The sequence below is a fragment of the Elusimicrobiota bacterium genome, from assembly GCA_016706425.1.
Classification (GTDB): Bacteria; Elusimicrobiota; Elusimicrobia; order FEN-1173; family FEN-1173; genus JADJJR01.
Genome location: JADJJR010000001.1, coordinates 1,077,850 through 1,091,763 on the forward strand (window position 1 = coordinate 1,077,850; position 13,914 = coordinate 1,091,763).

At 64.3% G+C, this 13,914-nt stretch carries 12 protein-coding genes; 10 read left to right on the top strand and 2 right to left on the bottom strand.

Annotation, left to right across the window (positions count from 1 at the left end; translation table 11 throughout):
• The first annotated feature begins 3 nt into the window (after window positions 1-3).
• The 3 genes from IPI56_04465 to IPI56_04475 are packed head-to-tail and all read left to right on the top strand — an operon-like array spanning window position 4 to window position 1,931.
• The gene (locus tag IPI56_04465) at window positions 4-603 is read left to right on the top strand and encodes a LemA family protein (protein ID MBK7544995.1); all 600 of its coding nucleotides are present in this window, start codon (window positions 4-6) and stop codon (window positions 601-603) included.
• Window positions 604-1,434: a YgcG family protein gene (locus tag IPI56_04470; protein MBK7544996.1), complete on the top strand. Its 831-nt coding sequence runs from the start codon at window positions 604-606 to the stop codon at window positions 1,432-1,434. It begins immediately after the preceding gene.
• On the top strand, window positions 1,428-1,931 hold the full coding sequence (locus IPI56_04475; GenBank protein ID MBK7544997.1) for a TPM domain-containing protein: 504 nt from the start codon (window positions 1,428-1,430) through the stop codon (window positions 1,929-1,931). The genes IPI56_04470 and IPI56_04475 overlap by 7 nt, the downstream gene beginning before the upstream one ends.
• A 466-nt stretch (window positions 1,932-2,397) precedes the next feature.
• Here the strand turns inward: IPI56_04475 and waaF are convergent, their stop codons facing one another.
• Window positions 2,398-3,363, bottom strand: a complete 966-nt coding sequence (gene waaF, locus IPI56_04480) for a lipopolysaccharide heptosyltransferase II (GenBank protein MBK7544998.1) — start codon at window positions 3,361-3,363, stop codon at window positions 2,398-2,400.
• Between the two features lie 146 nt (window positions 3,364-3,509).
• On the opposite strand from waaF, the gene IPI56_04485 reads away from it, so the two are divergent.
• Together IPI56_04485 and IPI56_04490 are read left to right on the top strand one after the other, a co-directional pair.
• Complete coding sequence (locus IPI56_04485; GenBank protein ID MBK7544999.1) at window positions 3,510-3,968, top strand: DUF2914 domain-containing protein; 459 nt, start codon at window positions 3,510-3,512, stop codon at window positions 3,966-3,968.
• A gap of 10 nt (window positions 3,969-3,978) precedes the next feature.
• Window positions 3,979-5,037: a hypothetical protein gene (locus IPI56_04490; GenBank protein MBK7545000.1), complete on the top strand. Its 1,059-nt coding sequence runs from the start codon at window positions 3,979-3,981 to the stop codon at window positions 5,035-5,037.
• Here the strand turns inward: IPI56_04490 and IPI56_04495 are convergent.
• Window positions 5,034-5,549 carry a hypothetical protein gene (locus IPI56_04495; GenBank protein ID MBK7545001.1) on the bottom strand — a complete coding sequence of 172 codons (516 nt, stop codon included), beginning with the start codon at window positions 5,547-5,549 and terminating at the stop codon, window positions 5,034-5,036. The two genes, IPI56_04490 and IPI56_04495, sit on opposite strands and share 4 nt — an antisense overlap.
• A gap of 143 nt (window positions 5,550-5,692) precedes the next feature.
• On the opposite strand from IPI56_04495, the gene smc reads away from it, so the two are divergent.
• From smc to IPI56_04520, 5 genes are all read left to right on the top strand, one after another.
• Window positions 5,693-9,196, top strand: coding sequence for a chromosome segregation protein SMC (smc, locus tag IPI56_04500; GenBank protein ID MBK7545002.1), 3,504 nt, complete (start codon window positions 5,693-5,695; stop codon window positions 9,194-9,196).
• A gap of 35 nt (window positions 9,197-9,231) precedes the next feature.
• The gene (locus tag IPI56_04505) at window positions 9,232-9,930 is read left to right on the top strand and encodes a WecB/TagA/CpsF family glycosyltransferase (GenBank protein ID MBK7545003.1); all 699 of its coding nucleotides are present in this window, start codon (window positions 9,232-9,234) and stop codon (window positions 9,928-9,930) included.
• A gap of 36 nt (window positions 9,931-9,966) precedes the next feature.
• Window positions 9,967-11,241, top strand: coding sequence for a DegT/DnrJ/EryC1/StrS family aminotransferase (locus tag IPI56_04510; GenBank protein ID MBK7545004.1), 1,275 nt, complete (start codon window positions 9,967-9,969; stop codon window positions 11,239-11,241).
• A gap of 145 nt (window positions 11,242-11,386) precedes the next feature.
• Window positions 11,387-12,730 carry a hypothetical protein gene (locus IPI56_04515; GenBank protein ID MBK7545005.1) on the top strand — a complete coding sequence of 448 codons (1,344 nt, stop codon included), beginning with the start codon at window positions 11,387-11,389 and terminating at the stop codon, window positions 12,728-12,730.
• A gap of 126 nt (window positions 12,731-12,856) precedes the next feature.
• Window positions 12,857-13,693, top strand: coding sequence for an aldolase (locus IPI56_04520; GenBank protein MBK7545006.1), 837 nt, complete (start codon window positions 12,857-12,859; stop codon window positions 13,691-13,693).
• Window positions 13,694-13,914 lie beyond the last annotated feature (221 nt).

Genomic DNA, 13,914 nt, shown 5'->3' on the forward strand with positions numbered 1-13,914 from the left:
ACCATGAAACGAGTGTCGCGACTTTTGGCCGTTGTGGGTTTCGCCGCCCTGTCGGGGTGCGGTTACAACCGGTTCCAGGCTCTGGACGAACAGGTCAAGTCCTCCTGGGCGGAAGTGGTCAACCAATACAAGCGCCGGGCGGATTTGATCCCCAATCTCGTGAAAACCGTCCAGGGGTTCGCTAAGCAGGAAAAAGACGTTCTTTTGGGCGTGACCGATGCGCGTTCCCGCGTGGGGGCCCTGAATCTGACTCCCGAGGCCTTGAACGACCCGAAGGCTCTGGAAAAATTTCAGGCCGCCCAAAGCGAATTGGGCACGGCCCTGCAACGACTTTTGGTCGTCTCCGAAAACTACCCCCAACTGAAATCGGACCAAAACTTCCGCGACCTTCAGGCCCAGTTGGAAGGCACCGAAAACCGCATCACCGTGGCGCGCAACCGCTACATCGGGGCCGTCCAGGAATACAACACCCTGGTCCGTCAATTCCCGACGAACCTCACCGCCAAGCTGTTTAAAATGGCGGTGAAGCCCACCTTCACCGTCGAGAACGAAAAAGCGGTGGAAACGCCGCCCGTCGTGGATTTTGGAACGCCCGAAAAATAGATGAACGCTCGGCGCTGGGTTCGCGCCGCTTTCCTTTTACTTCCGGTGTGGGCGGGGGCCCTGGCTCCCGTGCCGCCGGTTCGCCGGATCACCGACCTCACCGGCACCCTGACGCCCTTTCAAAAAAGCGCCCTGGAGGCCACCCTCTCCGCCCTGGAGACCGAAAAGGGCGCGCAGGGGGCTGTCCTTGTCGTACCCACCACGCAACCCGAAGCCATCGAACAATACGCGTTGCGCGTCGCCGAGACCTGGAAGTTGGGCCGAAAGGGCGTGGACGACGGCGTTCTGTTGTTGGTGGCCAAGGACGACCGAACCCTTCGCATCGAAGTCGGCTACGGCCTGGAAGGGGCCCTGCCGGACGCCGTCTGCAAACAAATCATCGACGATTTCATCGTTCCGCGCTTTCGTGCCGGGGATTTTTACGGCGGGATCGAGACGGGCGTCGGGCTGATCGCCCGCCGTGTGCGGGGAGAACCGCTGCCCGCGCCGGCGGTCCGACAGACCCCCTTGAGTGGTGAAAAAATCAAAGGCCTCTTCATTTTTTGGCTTGTGGCCTTCGGTTTTTCGACCGCTCTTTTCGGAAAACGCCTCGGCCCTGTCGTGGCCGCGGTGGGAATCGGGGTGGCCGTGGCGTTGATGGTGGCGTTGGCGGTGGGCGCGATCACCGCTTTGCTGGCCTTGATCTTTGGGCTGCTGGCGGCGAACTCGAATTCCGGCCGGGGCGGCGGTTGGTCCAGCGGTGGCCGGGGTTGGGGCGGCGGCGGGGGCGGCGGGGGTTTTTCCGGCGGTGGCGGTGGGTTCGGCGGTGGAGGCGCGTCCGGGCGATGGTGAGAACAATTTCAGCGTGGGTTCGTCATTTGATTCTGGCGCCCTTCGGGTGGCGGCGGGATTTTGCCCCGTCGGTGTTGGGGCAGATCGAGACGGCCATCGCCGCCTCGGAAAAAAGCCACGGCGGCGAGATCCGTTTTGTGGTGGAAGGGGCCCTGCCCGGGCGCGCGCTCTGGCGGAAAGTGGATCCGCGGGAACGGGCGGTGCGCGTGTTTTCGGATTTGCGGGTGTGGGACACCGAACGGAACACCGGGGTGTTGATCTACGTGAACTGGGCCGACCGCGATGTGGAAATTCTGGCGGACCGGGGCTATAACGCCTTGGTCCATGCGGGCGAATGGGAAGCCGTTTGCGCCGCGATGGAAACCCATTACCGGGAAGGACGATTCAAGTCCGGCTCATTGGCCGGTGTGGAGGGCGTGGCCCGGGTCATCGCGCTTCACTTCCCGCCGGGCGATCACAACCCCAACGAACTCCCCGACCGTCCTGTGGTTCTTTAACCCGGACTTTGCGATAGGACGCGGCATTCGACGAAGGGGGCCGGACTTTTTCTTCCTCAAAAAGTTCGTCCGATGTCCCTGCATCGACCTCACTTTTTTCGTCGAAAAAGCCGCGGCCCCCTTCGTCTCGCATCAGCGGCTCTGCCGCCCCAGGTGCCGGGAGCTCTGCGACCGGCCGGTGCTCGCGCCTATTGCAAAGTCCGGGTTAAAGGGGTCGGAGGGGGGCGGGGTGGGGAGCTGTGGCTCCTGGCCCCCCTTTGAGACGATTCGAGTGCGATTTTTCGACGGCACGCGGGGGCGGACCTGCCCGATCCGGGCCGTTGGAAGTTGAGGCCCGGGAGTTGGTCCGGCCTCCGTCGAAAAATTGCGCGAAGGCCGCCGGGGGACGCGTTTCTTTTCGTCCCTTTTCTTTGCGCGTCCAAAGAAAAGGGACCCGGGTCCAGGGCGGAGCGCCTGGGCCCTCTCTTTAAAAAGCCACGCTCGCCAAACCGTCCAACACTTCCCGGACGGTCACCGCCTTCAAACACATATTCCGTTCGTCGGGCGCTCGGAGACATTCGTTCTTCACACAGGGTACGCAGGGGATTTCCCGGTGTTGAATGACCCGGACGTGGGGGCCGAAGGGGCTCGTGGCGTGCACGTTGGAGGGCCCCGAGACCACCACGAGGGGCCGATCCACCGCCCAGCCCACGTGCATCAAACCCGATTCGTTGGTGAGGAGCGCCGCGCAATTTTTCAAAACGCCCGCCAGGGCGGGCAGGGTTGTCTTTCCGCAAAGGTTGCGCACCGGCCGCCGGCAGAGGGATTCCACCCGCGCCGCGACGGGGGCGTCCTCCGGGGCGCCCAAAAGAACCGCGCCGGCCCAGGACGGGGGCAACCGATTGATCGTCTCCGCAAAGCGCTCCGGATCCCAACGGCGCGCGGGCGCGCGGCTGCCCGGGGCCACCGCCAAAAGGCGGCCCGTCAGGTCGCCGGCCCACCCCCCGGGCGCGGGGGCCTCCGGGAAATACAAATCCGTCGATGGGACTTCCGCCCCTTCCTCGCCGATCAGGGCCAGATAACGCCGCACGTAATGAAAGCGCTCGTCGACGGGCACGGCCCGGGTGAGGAGGAGGCGCCGGAAATCCGAACTCCAACCGACACGTTCGGGAATGCCCGCGAGACAAGGCGCAAGGGCCGACCCGAAGGAGGGGGGGAGGATGACGGCCCGTTCGTAACGGCGCTTCTTCAGTTCCCGGGCGGTCGCCCAAGGGGACTCGCCGCGGGGGCTCACCCACACCGCGTCCACGCCGGGAGCGCCCTGGAACACCCCGGCCACCGACGGACGGCACAGGACGTCCAGGGCATGCCCTTGCGCGGCCAGGCGGCGGAGGAGCGGCGTGCACATCACCGCGTCGCCCAGCCAATTGGGCGCGCGCACAAGGATTTTCATGGGCTCATTTTAGCCCATTTTATTCCGTTGGGCCCGTTGGACCGGTTCTTTCGACCCATCCGGGGTTCCCACCGATCGGGAGAAGTCTTGGTTTTCCGCCTGGATCTTGCTAGGCTAACCCCAACACTCTTTCAGGGAGGCAATCTATGAAGAATAGCGTTTTGGCGGTGTTGGCTGTGACGGCGTTGGGTTTCGGAGCTCGGGCGGAGGAGATGGCGGCCCCGGTGTCGGTGGCGCCCGAAGTGACGGCGGCCCCGGCGGCAAGTTTGGAGCTTTTGAGCGCCGCGGTGGGCACCGGCGTGGAAAACCGGGAAATCGTGGGCGAAGGCACGACGTTTGCCGAAGGCCAAGTGGCGTGCCTCACGAAAGTCCAGACGACGGCGGCCCCGACGACCCTTCACCACGTCTACTCCGTCGACGGGAAAGAAATTAACGACATCGCCCTCAACGTAAATGGGTCCCCCTGGCGGACCTGGAGCCGCAAAACGGTTTGGCCCGGCGCCTGGAAAGTGGAAATCAAGGACGACGCCGGCGCGGTGTTGAAGTCCATCGACTTCGAAGTCACCGCCGCGGCGGCCGCGATGCCGTCGGCCCAGCCGCAATAACGACCTCTTCGTGAAAACCCCCGGCGGAATTTTCCCCGCCGGGGGTTTGTTTTTCAGTATGGGGGCGCTTTTGCTTTTGGGGGCGGGGGCGCAGGCGCGGGCCGCCGAACGCGGGTCCTTCACCTGGTTCCCCGTCGTTTTTTACACGCCCGAGACCCGCGCCGGCCTGGGCGTCGGCGGCGTCCTCGCGCGTCCCCGCCGCTCCGTCGACAAGTCGATGGACCATCTCTCGTTTTACTCTCTTTACACCGCCCGCGATCAAAAAGCCTTGTATCTATTCCCGGAAATCTACCGGGGCCCCTGGAAGGCCCGGGCCCTGTTGGGATTCGTGGATTTTCCCGAGGACTATTTCGGTCAAGGGCCCGGCGTGTCGGACACCTCCAAAGAGTCTTACACGGTGCGGGAAATCCAGGCGCGCCCGACGTTCACCCGGCGGGTCGGGGGAAATTGGCGCGCGGGCGTGACGACGGAGGTTCGGCAGACCCGACTGCGTGACATCACCCCCGGCGGGGCCTTGGCCGCGGGGGGCGCGCCGGGCGTCGATGGCGGGGGGATGTGGGGCGCGGGTCCCGCCGTCGAATGGGACAGCCGGGACAACCTGTTTTCACCCCGCCGCGGCGTTTGGTTTCAAGCCGACGGCCTGATCTACGGGAACTCCTATCCCCACCGCGCTTGGACGCTGGACGCCCGGGGGTACCGGCCCGCCGGCAGCGGTGTCTTCGCGGCCCAGGTTGTTTACGCGACGCGGTCCGGGCGCGTTCCGTTTTATGATCTGGCTTTGCTGGAGGGGTTGCGGGGGGTGCTTTCCAATCAATACCGGGACCGGCGGTCGTTCTATTTTCAGGGGGAATGGCGGGCACGGTTCTCCCCACGGTGGGGCGGGGTGTTGTTCACCGGGGCCGGTTCCGTTTGGGGGGACCGGGTCCTGGCTTTAAGCCGGTTTCAATCCGCCGGAGGGGCGGGGTTGCGCTACCTCCTCAACGCCCGTGAAGGAATTTCCCTCCGGCTTGACCTGGGGGTCTCCCGGGGCGAGGTTCGCCCGTACTTCCGCATGCTGGAGGCCTTCTAGAAAGAGACGGAGACGGAAATCTCCGGGTAGCTGGAGGCGCAGTCGTCGGTGAGGGTTTCTTCGCAATTCAGCCGTTTCTCGTAGACGCCGCCCACTCCCGCGTAGGTGTTGGGGCCCAGGGGCATGTACACCCCGTAACGCGCGCCATAGGACCCCACGTCGTTCGCGCCCTCATAAAACGTGCGGCGATAAAACCCGCCCGCGTAGGGGTAAATGACTCCCAATCCTTGGACCACATAACGAAGGCCGGGGGAGACTTTGTAAATAGACGGGTCCTGGCCGAGCCAGACCTCCCCGTCCAGGCCGATTTCGAGGCCCCCGATGGGGAAATACCCCACCCCCGCCCCCACCACAGTGTAGGTTTTGCCCCCGCTGGATGTTGTCGAAGCGTTTAGGGTGCCCCGGACCCGGCTGGAGTCAAAAACGGAGGCGGACGCCCCCAGGGAGGCGGCCCGGGTCCCCCCGCTTGTCAAAAGTGTTGCCAAACAAAGGAAAAACGCTGATTTTTTCATAAAATCCCCTAGGGGTGGTGTCGTTGCTGGCTGAGTATACCGAATTTTGTGTTTTTTGGTTAAATTTACTTGACTCCGCCTCGTCCATAGGTAAAATATGCGCCGGCAAGAAACACTATATCAGTGGAAAAAGGTGGTAATAGATGTACTTAAAGCGCCTTGAGATGGTCGGGTTCAAATCCTTTGCGGAACGCACACGCCTCGATTTCGAGAGCGGGGTCACGGCGATCGTCGGCCCCAACGGCTGCGGCAAGTCCAACGTCGTCGACGCCATCCGCTGGTGCCTGGGGGAGATGAGCGCCAAATCCCTTCGGTCGAAAGTCCTGCTCGACGTCATTTTCAACGGGGCCGCCAACCGCGCTCCCTCCAATTTGTCCGAAGTGTCCCTCACCTTCGACAATTCCCAAAACCGCCTGCCCATCGATTACGGCGAAGTCACGGTCACCCGGCGTCTTTTCCGGAGCGGCGAGTCCGAGTATTTCCTCAACAAAACCCAGTGCCGCTTGAAAGACATCAAAGAGCTTTTCCTCGACACCGGTATCGGCGAAGACGGCTATTCCATCATCGAACAGGGCCGGGTGGAAGCCGTTTTGGCCGCCAAACCCGAGGAGCGCCGCGAGCTGTTCGAAGAGGCCGCCGGCGTCGCGAAGTACAAAGCCCGCCGGGAGGAAGCCCTGCGCCGCCTTGAGCGCACCCAGCTCGACCTTGACCGCCTGGCGGACGTGATCGTTTTGACCAAAGAACAGATGGACAAAATCGAGGCGGCCGTCCGCAAGGCGCGCAATTTCCAAAAAGCCCAGGACAGCCTGAAGGCCCTCGAGATCGCCCACGCCCTTTACGAATCGAAGCAGTTGGAAGAACAAATGGCCGCCATGCGCCAGGCCATGACGGTCATGGAAAACGACCTTCACGCCAAGACCACCGCCACCGCGCAAAAAGAAGCTGAACTCACCGACCTGCGCTGGAAGGAAACCCAGATGTCGGAGCGGTTGGTCGAAAGCAACCGCACGCTTTCGGAAATCGACGGCGCGATTTCCCTCGCGGAGCAGCGCCAGACCACCGCCCGGGAACGCCAGGCCGAAATCACCCACCGCGACCTCGTCCTCGACGGCGAAATCGCCCAGGGGGCGACCCGCCGCGCCGAACTGGAAAAGTTGGCGGAGGAGATCCAGTCCGCCCTCGCCCTGGAGGCGGAAACGGCGCGCCAATCGGCGGACGTGCTCTTGAACGTGGAAACCGCCTACAAAGAAAAATCGACCCGGCTCGACGAGATTCAAAACATCGCCAAACAGGTGCAGGACGCCCTCTGGAAAAACACCCAGGAGCGGACGAAGTTGAACAACGATTTGGTCGCCCAGCGGTCCCTGGAGTCCCGTCTGGAGATGCAGTTGTCGACGTTGGCCAAGGACCGGGCGAAGGTGGAGGAGCGCCTCGCGCAATTGAAAGGGGCCCTGGCCCAGGCCGAAACGGAAGCGGCGGAGAACCGCGCCTCCCTCGAACAGGCCGAAGCGGCCGTCGCTGCCGCCCAGGCGGAAGTGCGCGCCCGCGAAAGCGACGTGGCGTCGGCCCAATCGGCCGCCTCCAAACACCAGGAAGATTTGTTCCGCGCCCAGGCCCAATTGGACGCGCAGGAGGAATGGGAGTCCTCGGACGTCTACGCCCGGGGCGTTCAGGCCGCCTTGGCGGCCGGTCTGCCGGGCCTGCACGGGCCCGTGGGGCGCTTGATCTCGGTTTCCACCGCCGACGAGGTGCTGGTGCGCCGCGCTTTGGGCGTGCACGTCAACGACCTCGTGGCCGAATCCCTCGAGGACGCCCGCGCGGCCCTCGCCCACTTGACCCAAGGCGGACACGGCCGGGCGCGCATTTTGGTCTTGAACCGCCTGCCCCAGGGCGCCGGCCCGCAGCCGGTGGCCGTTGGCCAGAGGGCGTTGATCGACATGGCGAAGGCGGACGCGCGCTTTGAGCCCGTGGTCCGTTATCTGCTCGGCGGCTGGATTTCCGCCGACGGCGCCCTTTACGGCGAAGGGGTGGTGGAGGGCGGGGCCGACGGATCGACCGGGCCCATCTTCGACGCCCTCCGTCGGGAAAATTTGCAGAGGGAAATCGGCGCGCTGACGGCCGGGTTGGACGAGGCCCAAAAGGCGAAAGTCCGGGCGGGCGAAGCCCGCACCGCCGCCCAGGCGGCCTGGGAAGCGGCCCGCAAGTCCCTCGAGGGCGCTCGGGTGCGCTCCAACGTCAAAGCCCAGGACCTGGAGCGGTTGTCCGGCCAGGGCGACCTCCACGCCGAAGAATTGGGGTTGATCGACGCCGACGCCGTGAAGGCCCGGGCGGAGGAAACGAACGCCCAAACCGCGGCCCAGGTGTTGGAAGCCCAATTGGAGGGCGTGCGGGGCGAGGAGAACCGCCTCCGCCTCGAGTGGTCCCAGCTGCAGGAAACGTTGAAATCCCACCAGGCGGAAACCTTCACCGCCTCGTCGGAATTGGCCGTCGCCAAGGAACGCGCCCACGGCCACGGGGAGCGCCTTCGTTGGAAGGAAAAACAGCGCGCCGACGTGGGCGCGGAGATCCAATCCTTGGCTCTGGCCCTCGACGCGAAGACCCAGGAGCGATCCGGATCGGCCGACCGGGTGCGCGAGCAAAAGCGCATCGAGGAAGAGACCGACGCCGCCATTCGGGACCTGATCGCCCAGCGCCGATCGGCGAACGAGGGGCTCGAGACCGTGCACGGCGAGCGACGCGTTTTGGTGGAGGCCCTGGCGGCGTCCCAAAAGGCCCTCGCCGACCTGCGCCAGCAAACCGAGGAAATGCAGGCTCAGTTGCACGAAAAGAAATTGCAGCACTCCCACGCGGAGTTCCGGCGGGAATCGGTGGAGACCCATCTCAAAGACAAGTATGTGTTGACCATCGCGGAGGCGCGGGAGGGGCACCCGACACCGGCCGAGGCGGTGCCCGCCACGGAATTGGAAAAACTGCGCCGCCGGGTGGAGGGCCTGGGCCCGGTCAACCTGACGGCCCCGGAAGAGCACGCCCAACTGGAGGAGCGCTACAACTTCCTGCTTTCCCAGCAGCAGGACCTCGTGAAGGCCAAAGAGGATCTGTTGAGCACCGTCCAAAAAATCAACGCCTCGACCCGCCAGAACTTTAAAGAGACCTTCGACAAGGTGCGCGAGAACTTCCGAACCATCTACGGCCAGTTGTTCCCGGGCGGCGAGGCCGACGTGCGCTTGACGGACGAGACGGACGTTTTGAACGCCGGCATCGAGATTTACGCCCAACCGCCGGGTAAAAAACTCACCAACATCACGCTTCTCTCCGGCGGCGAGAAGGCCCTGACGGCCGTCGCGCTCCTGTTCGCCTTCTTCATGGTGCGCCCCGCGCCCTTCGCCATCCTCGACGAAGTCGACGCCCCCCTGGACGAGGCCAACGTCACACGGTTCATCACGTTGATCAAGGCCTTCACGGAGAAATCGCAGTTCATCATGATTTCCCACAACAAGCGCACCATGGAAACCGCCGACACGCTGTACGGCGTGACCATGGAGGTGCAGGGCGTCTCGCGCATCCTCTCGGCGCGTCTGAAAACCTTGGAAGATCGCCGCGCGGCCCAGAGCCCCGAAGCGGTCCTCGCCGCCGGCCAGACCGCGTAATCCGCGCCCCGTTCGTGTCGCCCCGCTTTGGTTGCCTGGGGTTCGCCATCGACGACCTGTCGAGGGCGGACGTCGTCGCGCGCGCGCGCGCCTGGCGCGCCGAAAGCCTCCCCCGTCAGATCATCACCGCCAACCCCCTTATGCTGATGGCCGCCCAAAAACACGCCGGCCTGGCCGCCGCGTTTCGCGCGGCGGACCTCGTTGTCGCCGATGGGGCGGGGGTGTTGTGGGCGGCGCGTCGGCGGGGCCGCCGGCTCGAAAAGATCTCGGGCATCGATTTGATGGACGACCTGTGCGGCGCCGCGGCGGCGGAGGGGGGACGGGTGGGCCTGTTGGGCGCGGCCCCCGGGGTGGCGGAGGAGGCCGGCGCCGTCCTCGCGCGGCGACATCCGGGTTTGACGGTGGCCCTGGCCTTGGACGGGTACTTCTCGCCCGCGTGCGAGACCGAGGTGGTGGCCCGCGTGGCCGCCGCCGGCGTGGACACGCTCTTTGTCGCCCTCGACACCCCCCGGCAGGACGATTGGATCCATCGCCATTTGCCGCGCTTGGGCGCGCGGCTGGTCATGGGGGTGGGGGGAAGTTTTGATGTCCTGTCGGGCCGGCTTCGTCGCGCGCCCCGATGGATGCAAACCATCGGTTTGGAATGGCTGTTCCGTTTGTCGCAAGAACCCCGCCGTTGGCGGCGCATGACGGCGCTTCCCCGCTTCGTCCTTCAAATCCTGAAAAACACTTGAAACCGGTCCGAATCCCTGTTTAGCTTATAGGGACGTATGATAAAAATTCCTTTCATGGATGTTCGGCAAGGCCAGGAAGACCTGCGCGGCCCCATCGGGGCGGCCGTGGCGCGGGTGATGTCCTCCGGGGTCTACATCCTCGGCCCGGAGTTGGACGGTTTCGAGCGCGAGTTCTCCAGCTATTGCGGGGCCCAGCATTGCATCGGGGTGTCCTCGGGCTACGACGCGCTTTACCTCATTCTCCGCGGGTACAACATCGGGCCCGGGGACGAAGTCATCGTTCCCGCCCATTGTTTTATTTCCCTTTGGTTCACCGTGAGCGCGGTGGGGGCCGTGCCGATTCCCGTGGAGCCCGATCCGCGCACCTTGAACATCGACCCCGCCAAAATCGTCGAGAAAATCAATTCGCGCACCAAGGCCATTGTGGCGCTTCACATATACGGCCAACCCGCCGACATGACCCCCCTGCTGGATGTCGCGCGGGCGCGCGGCGTGAAGGTGATTGAGGACATGTCCCAGGCCCACGGGGCCTATTACCGGGGCCGGCGCGTCGGCAGTTGGGGCGACGCCGCCGCCGTCGATTTCTACCCCACGCTCAACCTCGGCGCGGCGGGCGATGGGGGCGCCGTGGTGACCAGCGACAACGCCCTGGCCGAACGGGTCCGTTCCCTGCGGAATTTCGGCGCTAAGGGGAAGGTGTTCGGTTTGGAAATCGGGATCACGAGCCGTTTGGGGGAACTTCAGGCGTCGGTGCTGCGGATCAAATTGCAGCATTTGGACGTCTGGAACGAGATCCGCCGCAAACAGGCGGTCGTCTACCAGACCGCCCTGGAAAAGGCCCCGGGGGTGATTCGCCCGGAAGTGTTGAATTTCGAGGGGGCCGATCACGTGTGGCACCGCTATGTGATCCGCCATCCGCAACGGGACGTCCTCGCTCGGGCGCTCCACACGGCGGGCATTCAAACCATGGTCCATTACCCGGATCCACCCCACTTCGCGCCGCCCTATTTGCGGGCCACGCCCGGGGTGGGCGGCTATCCGATCACCGAAAAAATGTGCCGCGAGGTGTTAAGCCTTCCCATCGGCCCGCATTTGACCGTGCCCCAGATTTTGCAGGTGGCCCAGGCGGTGTCCCGGGAGGCGCATCTTTTGCAAGGACAAAACCCCGATCCGGCCCAGGTCTCCCTTTCGAACCCGAAGCCGCCGGCCCAGGAGGTCCACGCCCCCAGCGTCCCTCCGAGTCTCGCCGGAATCCCCCTTCCTAAACCGCCGGTCGTCAACACCCCCGACCAGGCGGACAACATCCGATAAGTCCGTCAAAAAGATAAAATAAGTCCTTTGTGGATGGCCCCTCGGGGGCCTTCCGCCCCTGTTTGTTCCCGGAGACACCGTTTCGATTTTGGAGGATTCCCTTTCCCAGGGTTGAGAGAAAGCCATGCTATTCATAAAAAGCGCGATGTGGGTTTCCCTCGGGATCGCCCTCGGGCGGCTGGCCGGGTTCGTCCGGGACGCCAGCCTGGCGGCCCGTTTCGGGGCCCAGGGGCCGGCGGACATCGCGGTGGTCCTGTTGCTCGTTCCCGACTCGCTGCTGAACCTGCTCGTCGGGGGAGCGATGTCGGCGGCCCTGATCCCGGAGTTCGCCCGGTTGGGGCGGGGTCTTCGATCCCGCGCGCTCCTGAGCCAGGCCTTGCTCTATAGCGGCGGGCTCGCCCTGGCGTTGGTGGTCTTGATGTTCGTGTTCGCGGGACCGGTTCTGAGCGTGCTCGCGCCCGGGTTTTCGACGGAGGCGCGCGCGACGACGCTTCCGCTTTTTCGCACGGCCCTGTGGGCCATCCCCTTGACCTTCTTGGCCGGTGTGACCACCGCCTTTTTGCAATCCCGCCATCGTTTCTTGATCCCGGCCCTGGGCACGTTGTTTTTCAATTTGGTGCTGATCGCCGCCATTCAAGCGGGATCCGGTCATGTCAACCCGTTGTCGATCCTCGCGGCGGCGGTGATCGCGGCGTGTTTGTTCCGTCTGGGCAGCCAAGCCGTCGCCATTGGCCCCTTCGCGGTGGCCGCGCGTTTTTTCCGTTGGCCCCTTTTCCATTCCGATTTGTTGCGGCGGTACGGACAGGCGGTCGCCGCGGGCAGCTTTGTGGCCCTGGTGCCGATTCTGGCAAGATCGGCCGCCAGCTTGACCGCCGAAGGGGGCATGGCCCTCTTCAATTACGCGGCCAAACTCGTGGAACTCCCTCTGGGGGTCGCCATCACGGTGCTGTCCGTGGCCGTGTTCCCTTTGTTGAGCCACGCCTTCGCGCGGGGTCAGGAAACCGGACCCCTGTTGAGGTCCTCTTTCCGCTGGGTCCTGGCCGTCTCCGTTGGGCTGATGGTGAGTTTATTCGTTTTTCGAAGGCTTTTCGCGGAGTTGGCCTTCGGGTGGGGCCGCATGACCTCGGCCGATTTAGACCGGCTGTCGGTGTTGTTCGGTATCGGGCTGCTTTCGTTGCCTTTTCAAGGTCTGGCCGGTATGTTGATGGCGGTGTTCAACGCCAAACGGGATACCGCCGCCCCTTTCCGCGTGAACGCGGTGGGCGCGCTTTTGTTTTTTCCTTTAGCGCTCGCCTTCGCGTTCCCCTTGAGCGGCGGGGTTCGGGGGGTCATGGCGGCCCAGGTCGTCGTGTTTATGGGGACTTGCGCGCTGCAGTCGTGGTTGTTGGCCCGTCGCCACGGCATCGGACTGTCGAGCTTTTTACCCCCGGTTCGCGTCGCCGGGTTTTTCTTCGTTTCCCTGTTGGCGGGTGGGGCGCGGCCTGGTTGAGGGACCACTGGGTTTTGGCGACCGTCCCGCGGGTGACGCTGGCCGGGGGAACCGGCTTGGTTTTGTTGTTGGCGGGCTTGGGGATGCTCGGGGAAGGGGCGGGTCTCCTCGCCCGGTGGAGGGCCCGTGGGGCTTAAGCTTCTGCTGATCACCAACGATCCGACGCTCGCCGCCTTTGCGGTTCAACAGGGGGTCGACCGCGTCTTTGTCGATTTGGAGGTGTTGGGAAAACACGAGCGGCAGGGTCATCGTGACACGTTGATCTCCAGCCATTCCCTGGCCGATGCGGCCAAGGTGCGCTCGGCGTTGGGGGGGGGCGAATTGCTGGTCCGGCTCAATCCCGTTCATCCCGGCAGCGAGGCCGAAATCGACGGAGCCATCGCGGCCGGAGCGGACCTCGTGATGTTGCCCATGTTCAAGACCCTGGCCGAGGTGGAGCGGGTGGCCCACCGCATCGCCGGGCGTTGCCGCTTCGTTCCATTGGTGGAGACTCCGGCCGCGTTGGATTTGGTCCCCGCGCTCACGCGCACGAAAGGGGTGGACGAGTTGTACCTCGGGCTCAACGACCTCCATATGGGGTTGGGACGGGATTTCATGTTTGAATTGTTGATCGACGGCACCGTGGAGCGCTTCGCCGACGCTTGCCGATCGGCGGGAACCCCCTTCGGGTTCGGGGGCGTTGCGCGGGTGGACGAAGGCCTGGTGTCCGGTCGCCTCGTTTTGTCCGAGCACGCCCGTCTGGGGTCCTCCTCGGTGATCCTGTCCCGAACCTTCCATCGGTCCTCCCAGAATTTGGAAGACGCCCTTGCCAACGTGGATTTTGGAAAAGAAATTGCCCGGTTGCGGGAGGCGGAAAGGGCGTTGTCACGTCGGGCCCCAACGGAAATCGACGCCGATCGCCGCGCCCTGGAAAAAGCCGTTGCGACAGTCCGTGACAAGATCCGCGCTGGGGCGCAACGATGAAGCGCTGTCGGGGTGTCGGGATTTCCAGGACCGCCGTGTTCCTCTCCTGGTCGCCGTCGGCGTTGATCGTCCGGGACTTCCGATTCAACTCCCAAGGCCCGGGGATGTGCGGAATTTTCGTTTTTTATCGATGGATTCAACGTGGTTGGAATTGAAGCAATGGGCGCGCACGAAAAGGTTTGTCAATCCGTTTGTGCCTATCGTCGAGTCCTCCGGCTTGC